Origin of the sequence: Chengkuizengella axinellae (assembly GCF_030730905.1) — a bacterium.
Lineage (GTDB): Bacteria > Bacillota > Bacilli > Paenibacillales > KCTC-33759 > Chengkuizengella > Chengkuizengella axinellae.
Map to the genome: position 1 here is coordinate 25,090 of NZ_JAVAMP010000023.1, position 20,302 is coordinate 45,391.

Genomic DNA, 20,302 nt, shown 5'->3' on the forward strand with positions numbered 1-20,302 from the left:
GATATATTATTAAGTATAGCTATTTAGAGAAAATACTATCTGATCAGAAGGAGGATGTAAGGTGAGTGAGACATGTGTTCCATCTGGTATTAAGTTAAAAGATACTGCTTTTGGTTATACATTGTCCTTGATAGGCGGTAAATATAAAATGATTATTATATATTGGCTTTTTGAAAATAAAGTTATGCGTCACAATGAGTTGAAAAGGTGTATTGATATAATTCCATTTAAAACGTTAAGTGTCATGTTGAAAGAACTTGAAAGAGATGATCTTATTATACGAAAAGAGTTTCCCCAAATACCTCCAAAAGTTGAATATTCTTTATCTGAAAGAGGACTTTCACTCATTCCGTTATTAGATATGATGTGCGAGTGGGGAGAGAAAAACCGTTTGTTAGTCTCCGGAGTAACCGAGTAGAAGGTATAACACTAAAAAAGTATTCTCTGATTCAGAGAATACTTTTTTATGTGTGTTATACCTTCTTAAGGAATTTTATATAATCATGGGCACTTTTTTCAATTTCACTCTTGGAGGGTTCATATTCTGCTCCATAAAATGCAAAGAACGAACGATAATCTGCTTTGCAATAAATAGCAGTTGTTTTAAATGGAACTAAAATCTGTTCAAGTGTAAATTGATATCTTCCATTTTCACTATAATCTTCATTTTTTATTCCTGCAGATACAGCAAAAGCAAGCTTACGATTTTTTAAATTATCTCCTTCTGAACCATAGGCCCATCCGTAAGTTAAAACATCGTCCATCCATTGTTTAAGAAGAGGTGGGCAATTAAACCAAAAAATAGGGAACTGAAAAATAAGATTTCCATGAGATTCAACCAATTTTTGTTCTTTTTCTACATCTATTTTTCCATCAGGATAAACTTTAAATAACTCATGGACAGTATACTCTTCCGGATATTTTTTTAATTCTTCAGCCCATCTTTTATTAACAGTAGATGTTTCTATACTGGGGTGTGCTATGACAATAAGAGTCTTCATGTAATCCTCCTAAATTTTATTATGGGGTACAGACAACATTCCGCGTTTATCTATATAATGAGCACAAGATCATGTTTTAGTAACGTAAAGAAACAGCTTATTTATACCTAGAGATTTCCTTGGCGTACAAAATTTCCAATTCAACGTAGTGGTGTCTTGATAATGAGAAGGCATCAGATAACATTGCTTGGATAAACCGTGTCCTATTGGACATCGGTTCACGTGTTTATAATTTGATGCTGTGAAGCTCATTGTCAAGACGAATACGTTGTTTACATATACTTAATGAACATACCGTTTACAATCAAGGATTTATTAAAACAGAGTTAAGATAAATGCGAAATGTTGGCGAGTCCCCATTATAAATTAAACACGACAAATATGTAAGTATGCACAATTAGTACAGGTACTTACCTAAATGTAAGTACTATTGACAAAAGAATCCATTTTGAAAAAAGAATGATCATAATAGATTCTAGATTTGAGATTGAGTATTTGATATTATAAAAAAGTTTGATCTATATTCTCCATCAAAAAGCCCCAATTGAGAAAGATTAAAGTTAAAAAAACTCATGAATCTCTTTCTGATTCATGAGTTTTTATTATCAATCTTTCATATAAAAAAGTAAGCATCGTTATATCGAAGTTGCAAAATCATAGTTTCCTACTTCTATTCATTTTACAATTTTTCTTTCAATCGATCATACTCTTCTTCACTTATCTCGCCTTTAGCTAATCTTTCTTTCAAAATATTCATATGACGAGATGATCCGCTATTTCCATTGATATAGTTTTTTAATAAATAAAAACCTAAGAAGATTAGTGCACCCCAAAAAAGAAACATACCGATCATCATCATTCCTCCTCCTTGAAAACTAGCACATTCATCAAACCAATGCATAAAATATCATCTCCTTTCTATACAGTTATTTTAATAAAAAATTGTGCAGAAATATTTGAGGAAACTCATTCCCACTTATAACCTACACCCCAAACCGTTTTTAAGTGTTCATCAATAGGGAAATTAACTTTCCTACATTTCTCTCTAATATTTCTTAAATGAGAATCTACGGTACGGCCTTCGATATCTGAATCAAATCCCCAAATGGTTTGAATTAATTTATCACGACTGAAAACCATTTTTTGATGTTTTAAAAACAAACCAATCATCTCAAATTCTATTGGTGTTAATGTAATATTGATGTCTTTATACTTTAATTCATGTTGTTCTTCATCCCATATTAACCCTTTAAACTCCACCTTCTGTAAATGATGTGTCCTTCTTAAAACTGCTTCTATTCGAGCTATTAGAACAGACTCATCAAATGGTTTAGTAATATAATCATCTGCCCCAATCCTTAAACCTTTCACCATCTCAGCACTTTGATCACGAGCTGTAAGCATGATGATCGGTACATTTGAAACCTCACGAATTAATTTCGCTGTGTCCCATCCATCTAGCTCAGGCATCATGATATCAAGGAGTACTAAGTCAAATGAATTTTTTTCAAGTAGCCGAATTGCATCTTCTCCATTATCGGAGGTTACACACTTGAATCCTGCTGGCTCCAAGTATAACTTCAATAACCGCTGCATTCTTATTTCGTCATCAACAATTAATACTTTCATGATTTTCATAACCTTTCTAATGGTATATAAATGGAAAAGATTGTACATTTACTTATCGTACTCTCAACATGTACACTTCCCCCATGTCTTTCTATAATTTCTTTTGCTATCGTTAAACCTAATCCGCTACCTCCAGTTGTACGAGAACGTGATTTATCCACACGATATAAACGATCCCAAATCCTTGGTAAATCTGTCTTAGGAATACCTTCACCTTCATCAGAGATTCGTATTCTTACTTGTTGATTCTCCATTTGTACTTTCAATTGTACATTACTGTTTGATGGGGAGTATTTTAAAGCATTATCTAAAAAATTATGAACCACTTGACCAAAGCGAGTTCGATCAATGTTTACAAATATTTTTGGAACACAGGAGAAATTTAACATCACATTTTTTTCTTCATAAGCTGGTTTAAAAATAGTAATAATCTCTTGAAAATACTCACAGCATTCCACAACTTCTTTTTTAATCAAAAATTCATTTCGATCCATTTTTGCAAGGTCAAATAAATCATTAACAAGGTTTGTAACATTTTCGGTTTCTTCCTGAATAATGGATATATAATCTTCTTTCTCTTTTAAAGCAAGGCTGGGCCTTTTTAAAACATCAGCATATCCTTTTATATAAGTCAGTGGTGTCCGAAGTTCATGTGAAATACTTGATAAAAACTCTGATCTTTCTTTCTTTAGACGCTTCAAATCATTAGATAGCTTTTGTATCGAACGAGAAAGGTCTCCCAACTCGTCCTCTCGAAAAGTATCTAATATGACATCGCTTTTTCCTTTACTTAATTTTTCTGTCGCTATTTTCATTTGGATTAATGGACCTGTAATAAACTTAGATAAAAAGATTGTGGTGACAATGGAAATTACTACTGCTATGGCACCTACGATGAAAAACTGCATCGTTAAATTTTGGATCATATCTCTGATCGGTTGTGTTTTTAAAAACATAAATACATACCCATTTAAACGATTATCAATGATAATGGGACTTATTGTGGTTAAATAGGGTTCAGTTCTCCATCTAGATTCAATTAGTTCTCCTTGTAGAGTAAGATCTAAAATCTTACTTTTACTAATAAAATGTTCTATTTCTTCTGTAACATCATCTGAAGCCTCTAGTAAAACAAATTGATCATCTGTAATTACGACCATCGTCTCCGCCTCCGATTCCATTAAAGCTACATGTTTGATTGTTAAGGAATCAAAGTTCTTCTCGAGAACATCTCGATGACTCATTCCACGAGCGATAAGGTTGTTTCTTTCACTTTGAACTCTTTCACTAATCATCGAGAAATAAAGAAATAAAAAAAGCATGGATTCAATTAAAAGTATGAAAATAAAAAACAAAACTCCGAGTTTATAAGATAGTTTTTTTATAACAATCAACTCCCACTAAATACAAAAACACAAAACCTACTTTAAGTATAGTATTTCATACCCCTATTAAGTTTAACAAACGAATGTGCAGGAAATGAGCATATTTTCAAACAAATAACCCCCAATTTTTCTATAACTTTTCATTGATAGTTGTATATCCAGTACCTTTTTCACCTTCATACATGTAGGGCTGTTAAACCTGTGAGAAGAGAGGGGAACAAATCAATAAAAATAGGAGGAATAAATTATGAGTAATCAATTAACGGTCAATTTTTCAAAAGAGGATGTTCAATTAGTCAACTGCGTGAATCAAAGAGTGATTGTATTAAAACAGTTACCAGGCAGTTCAGCTGATGTCGCTTGGTTGGTTTTTGAAGCCTTTGAGAAAAACACGGTATCTTGGAACCCAGAATATTCAGTATATGCAAGTAGAAGTGATATCGAAGCTGGTGCAGTCATTGACAAACAATCGGAAACTGGCTTATTGCCTGGTGGAAGCCAACTTAATTTTAAACAAGGGGCATTTGATTTTATTAACAAAAAAGGAGATCCAGGCACGTACAATGTTAATTATATTCAAGCTGGATTATACGATGAGCAACCAATCACAATTGGTTTAGCTCAACCAGCTACAGTAAACGGGAACATTAGTAGTGATCCAAAAATTATAAGTGCTGGGAACGTCCTTTTCTCAGATAACATTAAAATGACACCAGAGGAAAAAATTACAGTGTTTATGCAATCGCAAATTCAAACAGGGCAGGTATTAAGCACAATTACAAGTCAGGCGATAACTTTAGAGTTTAGCGGAAGCAACAATAATCAATCCATTACTTATCAGAACGGTACATTTGTTAAAGATAGTTAAAATGTGAACAAGCTATATCCCTTTCTGATCACTTTTTGAAACAGTTATCATTTAGAGCTTTGTCATTTTATTTAATATAAATACTCTCTCGAAAATCATAGATTCTATACAGTAGCCCTACACATTCATTATTCAATTAATAGGAAGGATGATATTAAATGCCAGAACCAATTAAAGGAAGTCCAACTCCTTATTACAATATGAGATATCCTACAATATCAAAAACCAATAGTAGGGCTAAAATTTATTATGCTATTATGTTTGAACCAAAAAAACTAGATTTAAAGTACAAAGAAAAATTTGAGAATGCGTGGAAAACCGCCATTCAAAAATGGACAGATCTATTAGACGGTTATGTTGATTTTGAAGAAAGTTATGATGTAAACAATGTGAATCTATTTTTAAGAGGCGAAGATAAATCAAATCTAGACTGGGTAGGAATCAATAATACCGCTGTAAAGGAAACAGTTGATGGTAAAGTAACGTCAGAAATTAAGGGGAATGTCGCTTATTTAAATATGGCCTATATACAAAAAGATAAATATACAGATGAAAGAGCTGCTGCGATTGCCATGCATGAAATCGGACACGCATTAAGTCTTGATCATAATAAAAGCAAAAATGTTTCTGTCATGTATGATTCTGCCTTCAGCACATTTAATAACTTTCTATTATCTCCAACACCAACTTCTTTAGATACAAAACCTGTTAAAACCGTATATCTATATCCAGTTGGAGAAGCAGTTAGTGGTTTAGCGCCAGAACAAGACCTGACCCACACACTCATGGAAGAAGATTACAGCAATCCAAATGATGCGCTTCAAGCTTCTGATGTTGCTTTTGAAGGTATTGTATTGGAAAAAGGGGATACAATTACACAGGATGGAGAAAACTATTGGTCCTCTTATAAAGTAAGGCTAGATCAACCTCTGAAAGGATGTACGATGGAACCTTCAGAATTCACTATTCATCAATTTGGTGGTACGGAAGGTGGATGTGTATCAAGACTGAAAAATCTTAGATACTTGTTAGAAGGGGATCGAATTGTATTTATGGGCAAATATAGAGATGACGGGATTTTATCTGCTGTGAATGAATGGGACGGTTTATTTATACAAAATCCAGATTCAAACCGTTTCAGCTGTGCTCGTTCAGTTAGTAGAGTATCTAATATTGAATATTCATTCGAACAACTTCTTTATAGTACAATTTAAATTTCTTTCGTGCTAACAAGCATTTCATAAGACGGAGCACAATTCCTAACTATTGGTAAATGTGCTTCGTCTAAGTAACAAAGGAGCTTTACTATGTACAATCAATTAACTATTAACTTTTCAAAAGATGATGTAGAGTATGTAAACAAAATGCAGCAAAAAGTAGTTATTCTTAAAGAATTTCTTAGTAATGTGATACAAGTAGCATGGATTACTTTCGGAGCTTTTGAAAGAAACACGATATGTTGGCGAAATGAATATGCAGTTTATGCCAGTAGAGCAAACACAGCAGTTGGTTCTATTATAGATAAACAATCTCTAAGTCAGATATTACCTAATGGAAGTACACTCCAATTCAAATATGGCACATTTCAATTATTAAATTTGAATGATACGTATCCTTATACAGTTGAATATGTCCGATCTTCACCATTTGATGAAGAAGAAATTACAATTGGTTTAGCTCAACCAGTCATAGTAAATGGACAAATAAATGCGGAACCTAATATTGTTAGTGCACAGCAAATGTTCTTTTCAAATACCATTACAATGATTCCAGAAGAAAAAATCACTGTATTCATGAATTCAAATACTAATAATGGACAAGTGATTAACAATATGACCAATCAAGCTATTAATCTTGATTTTGATCAAAACTATTGTCATCAGTCAATCACCTATCATAATGGAACTTTTATATTAGATAAAATTGAACGCAAATATTAACCATATTCTCCTTCTTAGATCATCATTCCATCCTCCAATCATTTTCCTATCATAAATATCAGTAAAATAAGCGTCTTTGAACATCTCCTATTCATTTATGAATAATGTAGAATTTTTTGTATAATTTTCTATATTTTTGTTGTAAAAATGAATTAAATTTTCCTTTATTTATGAAAAAATATATTGGTGTAGGAGATGATGATGAAATGAGTTTAATTTTGGAAGATGATGTAAGTGTAGTAGATCACTATAGAACTTTACTGAAGCGCACAGCTTGGAGAATACAGTATGCAGCAAAAATACGTAAAAGGAAAGAGTGGTTAGTAAAATACGATGAAAGTTTATATATGACGCAAACCGACTCTTCAGATATCATTACCCGTTTTTATCTATTTGAGCTCTTATCCTATCTTTCTTCAAACAAAGAAAAGTACATATTACAAAAAATATATATGGATGGTTTTACAGAAAAAGAACTAGCAATTGAACTTAAAATAAGTCAACAGGCGGTGAACAAATGCAAGAGAAAAGCAATTCAAAGTATACGGCAGAAGATAGATATTTCTTAGACCTAATTGAAAATGCAAAGCTTGGAGACAAACAAAGTATGAATGAAATTTTAAAATTATTTGAAAAGGATATTTTAGTATTAGCCAAATATATAAAAATGCCAAAAGACGATGCTATACAAGCGATTATTACGGAATTTCTATCACTTATACTTAAAAATGATAATGAAGGTGAAAAAAATACCAATAAGTGAACATTTATAAATTCTTAAAATGGAACAAGAACTCCTATCGGATTGTCTCAAAAAAAAGAGGCCCATTATTTAGGCCTCTTTCTTACCTTTATCTTATTCGTTATTACTATTATTTTTTTGAAGTACTTTTAATCCGCTTCCTATATCTGATGCAAGAATATAGTTTCTATCTACAAAAACTCCCCAAATATCAGAATATTCAGGCGTGTAACGTGCGATTTCTGTTGGATTGCTAGCATCGGTAATATCTACAGCAATGATACCACCAGCATAATAAGAAAGGTAAAGTGTATTTCCTCTTACTTTTGGATCATGTACTGTCTTAGCAAAAGTAACATTATTAGTAGGAGGAATATCCGTAGTTAGATCTGTCTTAAATTCGCTTAATAAAACTGGATTTGTTTTATCTTTTATATCAAAAATACGGGTATATCCATAGGACTCTTCATATCCATCTTTTACTGGAACATAAACTTCTCTAGTTTCAATTAAAACTGTACCGCCCTTTGCTATAGCTGAGGAATGAGCAGAGCCTTGTTGATGAGCAGCGAAGTCTGTACGTCCTAGATAAGTAGGATTCTCTGGGTCTTGAATATCAAATATTAGTGTCCCTAAATCCCACATAGAAATATAAGCGTATTTACCTGTTTCATCTACCATTGTACTGTGATTAAATACAGCTCTTACTTTACCATCAGGAGAATCCCAGAAATAACCGTCAAATGATTCATCTACTTCAGGTAAAGTCCTAGGGTCAAATTGCCATAAAGTCTCAGGATTAGTCGGATCACTAACATCTACAATTTGGAAATCGCGACTCTCACCCTGTGTAAAATAATCTGTATAAGGACTAGCAGCTAATACAATAGCTCGATTACCTTGCGTCGTTAAATATAATTCATGAGTTCCTAAAGTACTCTTTGCAACTTCCCAAAAACCTAGTTTCTGAGGTTCAACAGGATTTGTTACATCATATAGTAAAAATCCACCTTTTGAATCTGGGTGCCCTCGATCCAATTGCTGAACTGAAACAACGGCAAGATCACCTTTAAAATGTGGGGTGTTAACAGATTTCACAATGACTTTTTCCTGCCATGTCATTGGGAAGTCATTATTTGCAAACACAGCTACTTCTTCAGGATTAGCAGGATCTTGAAGATCAAAAACTCTTACTCCACCATTCCCTCCATTCGCTGTATGTGTTCCAACGTAAGCATATCCTTTATGTGCATAAAGATCACCAAATGAGTTTTCCAAACCATCCTCTCTAACTATGGCCATTTCAGGTGCAGCTACTTCTTTTAAAAACTTCAAGTTCTTACTACCTTCTAGTAAAGTAGCAGAGATATCATTATAATTCGTTCTCTCTCCTTTTTCTAGAAAGATATCACCCAATTCATCATGTCCAAACACTTGAGCAGGAATAACTATAGAGAATACAAGTAAACTAACCAAAATACTTTTAACCCATTTTTTACCTACCAAAGAACATACCTCCAATTAAAGAAAAATTTTGTAACCATTAAATTATATCATCTTTTAGTATTTTTATTACAAAAAATGATATTTTATTACTATGTATGTAAAGTTTTAGTGATTTAGAACTATTAAAAAAGGATTAAATAAATACAGAAATAATATAAATGGCTGTTCCCCACATCACAAATGCTGATATTTTATTTAAAATAATGATCAGACGCAATCAGCAGGTATGAATCTACTAGAAATACCTATGAATGATGATGGATTGATAACTGAATCCATTTCAAGATTAAATAAACTGTACAACGGATCGTTACTTTATTCCATTCCTAGCTTTCACAATCCAACTGGTATATTGATGTCGAAAACCAAAAGAGAAGAATTAATTCGAATTTGTAAAAAAGAAAGATTGCCAATCATTGAAGATGACGCTTATGGAGATTTGTGGCTAGATAAAAAAAAACCTAATCCTTTAAAAGCAATAGATGATCAAGGACTTGTTTTATATTTGGGAAGCATGTCTAAAACTTTAGGTCCTGGTTTACGTATAGGTTGGATTGTAGGCCCAGAACCTGTCATTCATCGTTTGGCTGATATCAAAATGCAAATGGATTATGGAGCAAGCTCGATTTCACAGTTTGTGGTTGCAGAATGGTTATCCAGTGGATTGTATGAGGAACATATTCAAAAAGTAAGAAATGAATTAAAATCACGCAGAGATTTTACGGTTCAAATACTAAATAAATATTATAAAGAATTTGCAGATTGGAAAATACCTCAAGGTGGTTTTTATATCTGGCTTCATATCAAAAAACAGATATCAATGCACAAACTATTTAAACATTCACTGAAAGAAAATATTTTAATAAACCCAGGATATATTTATGATCGAAATGACCAACATCACCTTCGTTTGTCCTATTCTTATGCATCCTTAGAACAATTAGAAAAAGGGCTTATGAGATTATCCCAACTGATTGCAAGTGCAACTATTAAAGTTAAATAAAGGCACTTCATCCTACAAAAAAGATAAATTGCCTTTAACAATACTAAATTATTTTACTTTTTTTGCAGCTTCCAATCTCTCTTCTGCCATCCGATTTGCCGCTAAATGAGTGGCAATTTGATCACGTTTTGATATTTCTATCACTTTTTGCATATTTTGATAAACATGCTTTACTTTGTTAAGCACACGTTCAAGCTTAAAGGAATCTTTTAATTCATCTGCCACATGAATAAGGCCACCAACATTAATAATATAATCTGGAGCATAGAGGATACCCAATTCATGAAGCTTATCCCCATGTTTATCCTGCTGTAATTGATTATTTGCACCTCCAGCTATCACCTTAGCTTTTAATTGAGGGATCGTTTCATCATTTATAACAGCACCTAATGCATTAGGTGAAAATATATCACAGTTAACTCCATATATATCTTTTGGGTCGACAGCGTTAGCACCGAATTCTTCAACTACTCTATTCACACGCTCTTTATTAATATCCGTTACTACTAATTTAGCTCCTTCTTTGTGTAGATGCTGGCATAATGCATAGGCTACATTGCCTAAACCTTGAACTGCTACTACCTTTCCTTCCAAGCTATCTGTTCCAAACTTCTCAACAGCCGCTGCTTTAAGACCTCTAAACACTCCATAACCTGTTGAAGGGGAAGGATTACCTCCTGCGCCTCTTGATGAAAGTGTTACACCAGTCACATTATTTGTTTCCTTATGTATATTATTCATATCCTCTTCTGTTGTCCCAACATCCTCAGCCGTAATATATCTTCCATTCAGACCCTCAATAAAACGACCAAACGCACGGAACATTTCAGGATTTTTATCTGTTTTAGGATCTCCGATGATAACCGATTTTCCACCACCAAGGTTCAATCCACCTGCAGCTGCTTTATATGTCATCCCTCTAGATAAACGCAATACATCAAGGATAGCATCCTCCTCCTTAACATAAGGCCACATTCTTGATCCACCTAATGCTGGGCCAAGTGTTGTGTCATGTATTGAAACAATAGCTTTTAAACCGGATTTTTTATCTTGACAAAACACAACTTGTTCATAGTCGAAATTCTCCATATACTTAAAAATTTCCAACTGTATTCCCCCGTTTCATTCATACTAATGAGTTAAAATAAAAATGAAATAAAATGATTGATTTTCATAGAATAACTCTGTTAAGAAATTTTGATAATTTATTACTAACCTTACTTACAGCGTAATGTTTCATTGACGTTTTGTCAAAGGTTAAAATCACAAACATCTGATAATCATTTTACACAAAAAAGAGGTGTTTCAAACAAAGTTGAATACACCTCCTCTATTTAATTCATATGTACTAGCTTTTACTTTAAAAATTGCTCAATTTCATTTGAAACTACACTAGTACTCCATGAATGAAACAAATAATTGTCTCCATCATATATCAAGGTTTTTGTATGAGCAAAAGCCCCACCTGTATAAAACGCAATATGATAATAATCTGAATTTTCAACTTCTATTACACCAGGATAGTCTGGTTCATCTCTTCCATTTTCCAATAATGAAATAAAGCTCTTAATAGCTCCCCCCTCTAACGTTTGGAGGGGAGTTTCCAAATTAGAAAACTTATAAATTTCAATTTTTTCGATATCCAGCTTTAAAATCTGACTGAATTTTTTTGAAAGAGTACTCTGATTGTTTTCATTATATATATTGTAACCATGAATATAACGATCATCTTTGGCTGCTATAACAGTCTCATCTTCATAACCAACGATTGAATATAGTTTAGTACCTGCACTTAGAAACGCAGCATCCCCATCCTTAATTTTATAATTTAAACGTTTAACAACCCCCTCCAGTTTAAATTCCACTTCACCTACAACATCATTTTCATTAACCAACGAAGGTTTAGCGATAATTACTCCAGAAGTGCCAACATATTTTCTATCATTGATGTTTACAAAGTCTATCCAATCAATGGTTACATCTCCATTAAATTTGGGAATTTCAATTGGTTTTTCAAATACTAGTTCTACAGAGTTGACCTCTAATGCTTTCTCTACATCGCTCGGTTCTATCTTTATATCTGTTGGATTTGATTTCTCAATCACTATTTCAGTTGAACTAGATTCCCGTTCTTTCTCAATCCGATTCGCTTCCATAGTTATTTCAGTTAGATTCGGTCCCTCAATCATTATTTCTACTGAACTAGATTCCAATTCTTTCTCTATCTGGTTCGAACCTATTTTAATTCCCATCGGATTTGTCTTCTCCATTAATTTGTCTGTTGAACTCTGCTCCATACATCCTGAAATAAGGAATATTAAAAGTAATGCAAATCTAAAAATCATGTTTTTCATTTTGTCCATCCCCCCTTCGTTCTTTAGACGGATTTATGTTTAAAAAGTTGCACAAAAATAAGGCATTCCAAGGATATTGGAGTGCCCTATGAATTAAAAAATAATCTCAATTATTCGTTCAGCGTTTAAATAAATAAGAAACTAAAACTCCTACATTATTCTATGCACTTCAAATGTACATGGTATAGATGTTTATCCACTAATATACTAAAAATGGTGTATGACCATATTTAAAACAGTTGTTTATAGATTAAAATCAAACAACTATTCCTCTTCAGTAAGTTTATGTACCCAAGCTTGAATCCGTTCAGGGATTTCTTTATATAACTGCTCAGAAGATATAAAGATATCTTCTTCCCATGTATAGACTTCAAATTCCATTGAAGGTATAAATCTATAATTCTGCAAATACTCTTTAACCTTCTCGTCTATCTCTGCAGTTGAACTATAAACTCCTCTAAATCTCTTAGTTACAAGCAAACCATCCTTTCCTGCCTCTTCATTTGTCGCTCGATATAAGTCTGGTACCAATTCAAAATATTCAGGTCTAGGAAAAAATGCGTGTTTGCCTGGCTGTGAATAAAGCTGAATATGAGTTTGAAATAAATTAGCCTTTGACTTCAACAACCCTTTTACTCGAAATCCATGAAAACTAGCTTCACAATCTACGACTTCCCCTTCATGATTAATATAAACAAATACATGCTCAAGCTCATAAAGATGTTGTATATCAAAATCCCAATAAATTGCATATTCAATAACCATTTGAATCTCTTCATTCATAAAAATTCGACGAGAAGCAGCCAACTCAGCATCCGATTGTGTATAAATGTTTATCCCCACTCTATCAGGATAAAAAGGCTCATTTTTATCAAAATATATATAGGGTACATACTTTAAGAACAACTCTTTATCAAAATCTTTCATATCAAAAACTCCTTCTATTTTTTGTTATCAAGGAAAGCGCTTAACTTATATTCTTCCTATTTTAACATAAAAAATTTGATTGTACTTACGTTATTAGCCAAAGTACTTTCAATTGCTATAATCCATTTACCCAACAGTCCTAATGTCCATGTTATAATATGGAAAAACAAGGAGGGGAACGGCTTGATAAAAAAATCTATTTATATAAATGGTGATTGGATACAGACAGAAGAACAATTTAATGTCATAAATCCCGCAACTAATGAAGTCATTGGGTTTGTACCAAACGGCGGAACAAAAGAAGCAGCTTATGCTGTTGATGCTGCTTATACGGCATTTAAAACTTGGTCTCAAAGAACGGCAGTGGAAAGATCTCAAGTATTAAAAAAATGGCACCAATTAATAGAAATGCATAAAGAAGAATTAGCAGCTATTATGACCGAAGAACAAGGAAAACCCACCAATGAAGCTTTAGGTGAGGCAATTTATGCTAATAGTTTTGTGGAATGGTATTCAGAAGAAGCAAAAAGGATATATGGTGAAACCATTCCCGCTTCAGTTTCGAATAAAAGGCTATTTGTTATTAAACAACCTGTTGGCGTTGTTGCAGTAATAACCCCATGGAATTTTCCTGCGGCTATGATCACAAGAAAGGTTGCACCTGCATTAGCAGCTGGCTGCACTGTCATTATCAAACCTGCAGAACAAACCCCACTTACAGCGATTAAGTTAGCAGAACTTGCTCATGAAGCCGGTATACCTAAAGGTGTATTTAATATTGTAACGGGACAACCTCAAACAATAGGGGAAACATGGTTGAAAGACTCTCGTGTTCGTAAAATTTCCTTTACAGGTTCAACAGAAATTGGAAAGTTACTAATGAAAGGAGCCTCAGAAACCGTAAAAAAAGTTTCCTTGGAGCTTGGAGGGCAAGCCCCTTTTATCGTATTCGAAGATGCAGATCTAGATGATGCTGTCACTAGTGTGATCGCTTCGAAATATAGAAACACTGGACAAACCTGTGTTTGTGCAAACAGAATATACGTACAAGAAACAATATACGACAAGTTTATAGAGAAATTCAAAACAGCAGTGAATGAACTAAAGATAGGTAATGGTATGGATGAAGGTGTAAATATTGGTCCCTTAATTGATTCGGATGCTATAGAAAAAGTAAATCAACATCTTAAAAATGCGACTGATCTTGGAGCACAAATCATATATGGTGAACAGCAAATTGAGCACCTGAAAGGAAACTTTATTAAACCAACAATTGTTAGCCATGCAACAGATCAGATGTTATGTATGATTGAAGAGACATTCGGGCCATTGGCACCTGTTAGTTCTTTTAAAACCGAGGAAGAAGTTATTCATAGGGCGAATAATACACAATACGGATTAGCAGCTTATGTATTTACTGAAAATATAAATCTAGCACTTCGGGTAAGTGAACAGCTGGAATATGGAGTTATCGGCTTAAATGATGGAATGCCTGCTGTACCTCAGGCACCTTTCGGTGGTGTAAAAGAAAGTGGATTAGGAAGAGAAGGCGGTCACTATGGAATTGAAGAATTTTTAGAGGTCAAATATATTTCTTTAGGGATAAAGTGAATTTTACAGTATGTAGAACGTGATAAATATGGTTTTAAAGGAAAGATTTAAAAGAACGTTTGATGTAAACTCATGAATTAGTGTGTAATTCATGAGTTTTTTTAGATTCTCAAATTAGACAATCGGGCCATATCGTATTATGAGATTAGCCAGTTATTTCTGGTTGACCTGACCTCATAATACGATATGCATTGTTCAAAAGGGGGGTGTTATGTTAATAATAACATGATGAGATTCAACAATTGGAAGTTTATATAGGAATATCTCGAAAGGGTGAAGCTTTTATGAAAATAGATGATTACGCTTGGAACAAACATGAGCAAAAATTAAAAGAAAATCAAAGAGAATTTACATATAGTAAGCCAAAAATAAAAATCGTGGATAACAAAGAAATAAGGAATAAGATTGAAGAAACTCTTGAAAAATTGTCACAAAAAAGTCTCGCACAATGGTCCTTAAAAATTGCAAGTAAATACTTAATTCACCTCGATAATCACCTGAAGAATGATGAGCGCATAAAGTTAGGGATAGAGACACTTGAAAAACGTATAGAAGGGAGTATAAGGGCATACGATTTGCGAAAAGTAGGATTTATCGTAAATGAATTAGCGAAGGAGTCTAAATCGGAAGTAAGTAAATTTGCTGCACGTTCATTTGCCCAAGCAATTGCAACAGGGCATATGAGAGGACATGCATTAGTTTGTAGTGACTACGTAGTTAAGCTAATAAATTCTTTATCAAATAATTCACAAGAGACCGCAACAAAAGAGAGGAAAAGACAATTAAAAATATTAAATGAGTTGATGTTAGACTACGAATGAAATTAATAGTTGCTTTAGAAGAATAAGAGAAGCGACTATATTTATGAATGGGGCCAGATTACGTAATAAAGTTTATTAACAATAAGATAAATATTATTGTTAATAATACAATCAAAATATCTTTAAAAATAATACTCAAACTATATAAAGAAATCAGAAAACCACTTGACATTGGAGTCAACTCAAATGTTATTCTAGATTCATGGAAAAACTTTATTCTATACAAGAGGTTTCGCAGATTCTTGGGATGTCCAAAGATACACTTCGGTATTATGATCGGATTGGGATCGTCTCGCCGTTTCGGAAAGACAATCGGTATCGCATGTATTCGAGGGATGACCTCATTGACTTGATGAATATTCATATCATGCGGTATGCGGACTTTACTCTTGAAGAAATCAAGGGGAAATTGCGTTTCCGAAAGATGGAAAATATCGATTCCACTTACTGCGAAGAGGTTGCTGCATTTCTCGATGCTAAGAACGCAGAAACACGCAAAAAGATTAACCATCTGGTAAAGGTCAGTCGGTTACTCAATATAGCAGCCGAAACGTTAAGGGATTTTAATAACGAAAGCGATCAACGGTTAGCAGAATTCGTTCGCGAGCTTTACAAGGATATCCGAGAGAATGAACCGGGAATTTCTATGGAGGGTTGTGATCAACATCAAGGTTAGGAATTTTTATTATCTGATTGCTGGCGTTCTTGCGATGCTGGTTGCCGTCACGCATGCATGGAACGGGCATTCCACTGTGCTGCCGATGCTCGACATTAGGGCGATATCCATGGATTCTCGAGTGGTATTCACGTATGTTTGGCACATTATAACGGCGGAAAATCTGGTTTTCGGCATCGCATTCATTTACATGTCATTCCAAAGTGAGCGATCGAAGATCCGTTTTGCCGTATGGATGATCTCGGCGATCCTGATCGTGCGACTGATGGTCATTCTAGGTGTAACGGCATTACTTGACGTATTGGCTCTTACGGATACGATTATAGATTCGATTGCCATAGTAATCTATGTTGCCTTGATCATACTAGGCACAACAATGAAGAAAAAACAGGCCGATGGTTAACACTACAGTAACAGATAAGTCGAATGTGGCTAAAAATAAAGTCACGATATTTGTAAATAAGATGCGATACATTTGTTTATGAAGTGTGGAGCAATGAAACTGCCCATCAAGTGTGCAAAGATTATTGTGGGTATGGAGAGAATCAGCACCTTGAAGCCAGTGGGAGGAAAGGGGATTTACTAGTATTCAGCGTATGGCGCTTTTCTCTAACAGAGAAGCGTCTTTCTTTATGAATGGGGCCATATTGTGGAAGATCAATTCATATAAAATGAAATTTAATCCTTTGATGACAAACAAACTATTAGAGGTTGCTTGGTCTTATGCATGAGTGTTCCTGCTATCATAGATGTTTGGTAATGACATTCAAATAGCTTACGAGTTTTATATGTTTATGATTGCACCACTTCGGGCATGTGTATCAGTCGTTCCAACGTTTAAAAAATTGGAGGAGAGAAAAAGAAGAAAGAATTGATCATACAAGGAGGGATGAGAAGATAAAATAAGAAGCAATAATAATATTTTAAAGCTTTTTAAAGGATTTATGTTTAAGTCTTCTCAGAAAATAATTTAACAACTCTATATTATAATTATTCATTTAATAATTCGGGATAAAATATAATCAACTAATTTAATATTTTACCCCAATTTGGCAGTTAGAATTGGAATAACTTTATTTCATTTCTGAACTTTTTAATTGTCTTTTTTTATTTCATTTTTTACAACATGAATATTATTGATAAAGTTTCCTTCTATCGTATCAACAAGCAATTCCATTTGTTGCGATTCTACATCATACGCAGCTATCCCTCGATGTTCATCTACTATAGAAATTCCATATATTTTCTTTCCATCTGAGGAATAATCAGAACTATGTGACCTTAATCGTTGGGCAGTCCATGTATCTAAAGCTGATTCACCTGTTTTAATGTTATATTCGTATATCATGGAAGGTTCTTTACTATTATTGTATTTCTTGTCAGCTAATGCGGTTATTTTCTCTCCATTTGTCATGATGGATCTGATATGCCAGTTTTCTGCAAATATTTCTTTAGTATTTTGTAAATCATAATCAACTTGATATATTGTATATTTCTCCATTTGATAATTACCATTTCCTTGAGTTTTAAAACTTTCATCCCTATCCGCCATTGAAAAAGCACTAATAAATACCTTTTTATTTATTTTATCTACAGCAATACTAGCTACAGAGTTATCCTCGTCCTTTCTCCAAAAAGTAATTTCATTGGTTTTTTTATCTATAGATCCGAGTTTATCTTCTCTTTCATTTTTTCTTGCAGCGACTATAAAGATTTGATCTTCCACTGGAATGATACGATTGACTGCAAAGAGTTGATCCGTTAATTGAGTCTCTATCCCCGTTTTTAAATCGGTAGTAAAAATTTGGTCACCGTAACTATCTTCTGTATGAACTCGTTTCACATAATACACTACATTATTTTTTCGATCAAAATATCCAAGTGAGTATTGCGCCGATGTTTCAAAATCAAATACTTTTTTTGTTGTTTCACCGTCTGGGTCAAAGTGCCAAATTTGAGTAGTCATGCCGTTATCGGCGTTTACCCCGTTATTATATCCAGTTACAGTTGCTGAGATGTAGTCTTCTTCTAATTGCTCTTGTTTATTGCTTTCTTCCTGTGAATGACTATCTTCTTTTATTTGAGTTTTACTAACTTCTTCGTTGTCTTTTTCACAAGCTACAACAAAACTAATCATTATAAATATGGATAATAATAACAGTTGTGTTTTTTTCATAATCCTTGTCTTTCTCCAATCTTTTATAGTAGGTTAAATAATTAAGTCTTTAAAATTTTTGTTGAACTTCGCATACAATATGTGGTAGATATTGTATGCGAGATTAGTATAACTTGTATTTAGGTTTTAATTCTAAATAAATATATTTACAAATTCTAATGGAAGAATTACGGATGAAGTATTAAACTATTTTGCACATTTAGAGTTATTAAAGATCATTTTTAGTATTCATAATAATATCTACCTGGAAAAGATAAATAATCATCATACATATATCCAAAGAACTGGTTATTATAACCCCAGAAATAAATATCTAGAACAGCATGGGGAAGAGTTCCAATATCATTCTTATACACAACTTTAAAAATATTCGTGTCTAATGCTCTAGCATCAATTGGAGTATTGTGATTTGGATTGTCATACTCCCATTTTGTAGCAACATCACCTGCTTCTAAGATTTTACCACTAGAACCTCTTCCTTCATCATTGCTGCCACCTACGCCAGCTCTAAAAACTGTAAATGTCCCTTCTCCAAGAACACTACCACTAGTTATTGTAATTTTTTGGTCACCGTCGTATTCATATGTTCCAATCTGCGCACGTTCACCTACTCCTGGATAATCGTGGGTTTTTAATGGGACTCTGACTTCGGTGCCATCTGGGTTTAAAATATGACTGATTTTACCGTCAGAGCCATAGGTCACTTTCATTCCCGGAAAAGGTGTGGGTAGTACAGTTTCTACTTTGTAATGGGGCAAATCTTTAGCTTCTTCTTTAATTTTTTTAACTTTAGCTTCTAATTCTGCTATCTCCTCGTCAGATAATACAATTCCAAGTTCAATTGGATCATTGGATTCAATTCCAACTTTAAGTTGAATAGGCTGCCTATCTTCTACTTGAATAGATAAATCCTCATCAAAAGTAATGATTGTATTTGGTTCCATCTTATCTGGTATAGTTATAGAATTATTTATAGCATAGACATTGGTAATAGAAAGAAATAAACCGATCGCAACAACCAAACTTAAAGCTTTTTTCATGAATTATTCACCTCATATTATATTATTATTTTCAGTTTTTTAGTAGGTAAACCAATAAACCTAATCCATTATTTTGTAGATTATCAAATTTACTAATCTCTAGTTATCTTTGAAAATCTAAAAAAAAAGGAGAAATTCTTTTCTCGATTCACCTCCTCTTCTTTTTTTAATTAAATGGAAGAGTTAGCCTAAGATATTCCACTGTTACAAATAAATACATTTATTCCACTTTAAGGTATCTATTATATTACAGATTTTATAATTAGTATAGTCCTATGTAATAAATACTAATTTTCACAATTATAAGAAAATTAAATATATTAAATGAAAAAGAAACCATATTTTGTCCCTTAATACAAATCTATTATTTTTAATCCCCACTATATAGTGGAAAACGTATGACAAATTTCAGTGTTTCTGACCTACGAGGAATAGACTATTTTGTTTTGTTTTGATTCTTTTATTTTTATGTTCGCACGATCTATAGACTGGCTCCTTTCAGTTAGCTTATTTTCATGTTATTTCATATTACAAACCTATTTTATTGGATATGCACATGAGGGAAACCCTTACTACAGGGCGTCGAAAATGATAGGTGTTATTCCTTATCCAATCTTCCACAA

The 20,302-nt window shown here is 33.2% G+C and carries 21 protein-coding genes; 11 read left to right on the top strand and 10 right to left on the bottom strand.

Annotated features, from left to right (window positions below):
- The first annotated feature begins 61 nt into the window (after nt 1-61).
- A complete protein-coding gene (locus Q5Y73_RS23430) occupies nt 62-418 on the top strand; it encodes a winged helix-turn-helix transcriptional regulator (protein ID WP_305994356.1) in 357 nt (118 codons plus the stop codon).
- A 55-nt stretch (nt 419-473) separates the two neighbouring features.
- Here Q5Y73_RS23430 and Q5Y73_RS23435 read toward each other — a convergent pair whose 3' ends face one another.
- From Q5Y73_RS23435 to Q5Y73_RS23450, 4 genes are all read right to left on the bottom strand, one after another.
- On the bottom strand, nt 474-1,001 hold the full coding sequence (locus Q5Y73_RS23435; RefSeq protein ID WP_305994357.1) for an NAD(P)H-dependent oxidoreductase: 528 nt from the start codon (nt 999-1,001) through the stop codon (nt 474-476).
- A gap of 679 nt (nt 1,002-1,680) precedes the next feature.
- The gene (locus Q5Y73_RS23440; RefSeq protein ID WP_305994358.1) at nt 1,681-1,902 is read right to left on the bottom strand and encodes an SHOCT domain-containing protein; all 222 of its coding nucleotides are present in this window, start codon (nt 1,900-1,902) and stop codon (nt 1,681-1,683) included.
- A 65-nt stretch (nt 1,903-1,967) separates the two neighbouring features.
- Nucleotides 1,968-2,633, bottom strand: a complete 666-nt coding sequence (locus Q5Y73_RS23445; RefSeq protein ID WP_305994372.1) for a response regulator transcription factor — start codon at nt 2,631-2,633, stop codon at nt 1,968-1,970.
- 2 nt (nt 2,634-2,635) lie between these two features.
- The gene (locus Q5Y73_RS23450; protein WP_371320268.1) at nt 2,636-3,790 is read right to left on the bottom strand and encodes a sensor histidine kinase; all 1,155 of its coding nucleotides are present in this window, start codon (nt 3,788-3,790) and stop codon (nt 2,636-2,638) included.
- A gap of 472 nt (nt 3,791-4,262) precedes the next feature.
- Here Q5Y73_RS23450 and Q5Y73_RS23455 point away from each other — a divergent pair, with 472 nt between their 5' ends.
- From Q5Y73_RS23455 to Q5Y73_RS23475, 5 genes are all read left to right on the top strand, one after another.
- Entirely contained in the window at nt 4,263-4,883 is a 621-nt protein-coding gene (locus tag Q5Y73_RS23455) for a hypothetical protein (RefSeq protein WP_305994359.1), read from the top strand.
- A gap of 158 nt (nt 4,884-5,041) precedes the next feature.
- Entirely contained in the window at nt 5,042-6,097 is a 1,056-nt protein-coding gene (locus tag Q5Y73_RS23460; protein ID WP_305994360.1) for a matrixin family metalloprotease, read from the top strand.
- 93 nt (nt 6,098-6,190) lie between these two features.
- Nucleotides 6,191-6,823, top strand: coding sequence for a hypothetical protein (locus tag Q5Y73_RS23465; RefSeq protein ID WP_305994361.1), 633 nt, complete (start codon nt 6,191-6,193; stop codon nt 6,821-6,823).
- A 206-nt stretch (nt 6,824-7,029) separates the two neighbouring features.
- Entirely contained in the window at nt 7,030-7,392 is a 363-nt protein-coding gene (locus Q5Y73_RS23470; RefSeq protein ID WP_305994362.1) for a hypothetical protein, read from the top strand.
- On the top strand, nt 7,341-7,586 hold the full coding sequence (locus tag Q5Y73_RS23475; protein ID WP_305994363.1) for a helix-turn-helix domain-containing protein: 246 nt from the start codon (nt 7,341-7,343) through the stop codon (nt 7,584-7,586). Before Q5Y73_RS23470 ends, Q5Y73_RS23475 begins: the two co-directional genes overlap by 52 nt.
- Before the next feature lie 93 nt (nt 7,587-7,679).
- Here the strand turns inward: Q5Y73_RS23475 and Q5Y73_RS23480 are convergent, their stop codons facing one another.
- On the bottom strand, nt 7,680-9,071 hold the full coding sequence (locus Q5Y73_RS23480) for an LVIVD repeat-containing protein (RefSeq protein ID WP_371320269.1): 1,392 nt from the start codon (nt 9,069-9,071) through the stop codon (nt 7,680-7,682).
- 226 nt (nt 9,072-9,297) lie between these two features.
- Between Q5Y73_RS23480 and Q5Y73_RS23485 the strand changes: the two genes are divergently transcribed.
- The gene (locus Q5Y73_RS23485) at nt 9,298-10,074 is read left to right on the top strand and encodes an aminotransferase-like domain-containing protein (RefSeq protein WP_503366725.1); all 777 of its coding nucleotides are present in this window, start codon (nt 9,298-9,300) and stop codon (nt 10,072-10,074) included.
- 48 nt (nt 10,075-10,122) lie between these two features.
- Here Q5Y73_RS23485 and Q5Y73_RS23490 read toward each other — a convergent pair whose 3' ends face one another.
- The 3 genes from Q5Y73_RS23490 to Q5Y73_RS23500 form a co-directional block, all read right to left on the bottom strand.
- Nucleotides 10,123-11,181: a Glu/Leu/Phe/Val dehydrogenase dimerization domain-containing protein gene (locus Q5Y73_RS23490; protein WP_305994364.1), complete on the bottom strand. Its 1,059-nt coding sequence runs from the start codon at nt 11,179-11,181 to the stop codon at nt 10,123-10,125.
- A 248-nt stretch (nt 11,182-11,429) separates the two neighbouring features.
- On the bottom strand, nt 11,430-12,428 hold the full coding sequence (locus Q5Y73_RS23495; RefSeq protein WP_305994365.1) for a hypothetical protein: 999 nt from the start codon (nt 12,426-12,428) through the stop codon (nt 11,430-11,432).
- 264 nt (nt 12,429-12,692) lie between these two features.
- On the bottom strand, nt 12,693-13,355 hold the full coding sequence (locus Q5Y73_RS23500; protein WP_305994366.1) for a hypothetical protein: 663 nt from the start codon (nt 13,353-13,355) through the stop codon (nt 12,693-12,695).
- A gap of 198 nt (nt 13,356-13,553) precedes the next feature.
- Between Q5Y73_RS23500 and Q5Y73_RS23505 the strand changes: the two genes are divergently transcribed.
- From Q5Y73_RS23505 to Q5Y73_RS23520, 4 genes are all read left to right on the top strand, one after another.
- Entirely contained in the window at nt 13,554-14,966 is a 1,413-nt protein-coding gene (locus tag Q5Y73_RS23505) for an NAD-dependent succinate-semialdehyde dehydrogenase (protein WP_305994375.1), read from the top strand.
- 284 nt (nt 14,967-15,250) lie between these two features.
- Complete coding sequence (locus tag Q5Y73_RS23510; protein WP_305994367.1) at nt 15,251-15,787, top strand: putative immunity protein; 537 nt, start codon at nt 15,251-15,253, stop codon at nt 15,785-15,787.
- 202 nt (nt 15,788-15,989) lie between these two features.
- On the top strand, nt 15,990-16,463 hold the full coding sequence (locus Q5Y73_RS23515) for a MerR family transcriptional regulator (RefSeq protein WP_305994368.1): 474 nt from the start codon (nt 15,990-15,992) through the stop codon (nt 16,461-16,463).
- Nucleotides 16,444-16,866, top strand: a complete 423-nt coding sequence (locus Q5Y73_RS23520; RefSeq protein ID WP_305994369.1) for a hypothetical protein — start codon at nt 16,444-16,446, stop codon at nt 16,864-16,866. The genes Q5Y73_RS23515 and Q5Y73_RS23520 overlap by 20 nt, the downstream gene beginning before the upstream one ends.
- A 690-nt stretch (nt 16,867-17,556) precedes the next feature.
- Here Q5Y73_RS23520 and Q5Y73_RS23525 read toward each other — a convergent pair.
- Both Q5Y73_RS23525 and Q5Y73_RS23530 read right to left on the bottom strand, forming a co-directional pair.
- The gene (locus tag Q5Y73_RS23525; RefSeq protein ID WP_305994370.1) at nt 17,557-18,639 is read right to left on the bottom strand and encodes a hypothetical protein; all 1,083 of its coding nucleotides are present in this window, start codon (nt 18,637-18,639) and stop codon (nt 17,557-17,559) included.
- Nucleotides 18,640-18,860: 221 nt separating this feature from the next.
- A complete protein-coding gene (locus tag Q5Y73_RS23530; RefSeq protein ID WP_305994371.1) occupies nt 18,861-19,679 on the bottom strand; it encodes a hypothetical protein in 819 nt (272 codons plus the stop codon).
- Between the last annotated feature and the right edge of the window lie 623 nt (nt 19,680-20,302).

Excerpts from the sequence above, each read along its gene's own strand:
- Q5Y73_RS23460 (WP_305994360.1), top strand. The coding sequence starts at position 5,042 with ATGCCAGAACCAATTAAAGGAAGTCCAACTCCTTATTACAATATGAGA.
- Q5Y73_RS23525 (WP_305994370.1), bottom strand. The coding sequence starts at position 18,639 with ATGAAAAAAACACAACTGTTATTATTATCCATATTTATAATGATTAGT.
- Q5Y73_RS23500 (WP_305994366.1), bottom strand. The coding sequence starts at position 13,355 with ATGAAAGATTTTGATAAAGAGTTGTTCTTAAAGTATGTACCCTATATA.
- Q5Y73_RS23510 (WP_305994367.1), top strand. The coding sequence starts at position 15,251 with ATGAAAATAGATGATTACGCTTGGAACAAACATGAGCAAAAATTAAAA.
- Q5Y73_RS23470 (WP_305994362.1), top strand. The coding sequence starts at position 7,030 with ATGAGTTTAATTTTGGAAGATGATGTAAGTGTAGTAGATCACTATAGA.
- Q5Y73_RS23435 (WP_305994357.1), bottom strand. The coding sequence starts at position 1,001 with ATGAAGACTCTTATTGTCATAGCACACCCCAGTATAGAAACATCTACT.
- Q5Y73_RS23530 (WP_305994371.1), bottom strand. The coding sequence starts at position 19,679 with ATGAAAAAAGCTTTAAGTTTGGTTGTTGCGATCGGTTTATTTCTTTCT.
- Q5Y73_RS23475 (WP_305994363.1), top strand. The coding sequence starts at position 7,341 with ATGCAAGAGAAAAGCAATTCAAAGTATACGGCAGAAGATAGATATTTC.
- Q5Y73_RS23455 (WP_305994359.1), top strand. The coding sequence starts at position 4,263 with ATGAGTAATCAATTAACGGTCAATTTTTCAAAAGAGGATGTTCAATTA.
- Q5Y73_RS23450 (WP_371320268.1), bottom strand. The coding sequence starts at position 3,790 with ATGGTCGTAATTACAGATGATCAATTTGTTTTACTAGAGGCTTCAGAT.
- Q5Y73_RS23485 (WP_503366725.1), top strand. The coding sequence starts at position 9,298 with ATGAATCTACTAGAAATACCTATGAATGATGATGGATTGATAACTGAA.
- Q5Y73_RS23495 (WP_305994365.1), bottom strand. The coding sequence starts at position 12,428 with ATGAAAAACATGATTTTTAGATTTGCATTACTTTTAATATTCCTTATT.
- Q5Y73_RS23515 (WP_305994368.1), top strand. The coding sequence starts at position 15,990 with ATGGAAAAACTTTATTCTATACAAGAGGTTTCGCAGATTCTTGGGATG.
- Q5Y73_RS23465 (WP_305994361.1), top strand. The coding sequence starts at position 6,191 with ATGTACAATCAATTAACTATTAACTTTTCAAAAGATGATGTAGAGTAT.
- Q5Y73_RS23440 (WP_305994358.1), bottom strand. The coding sequence starts at position 1,902 with ATGCATTGGTTTGATGAATGTGCTAGTTTTCAAGGAGGAGGAATGATG.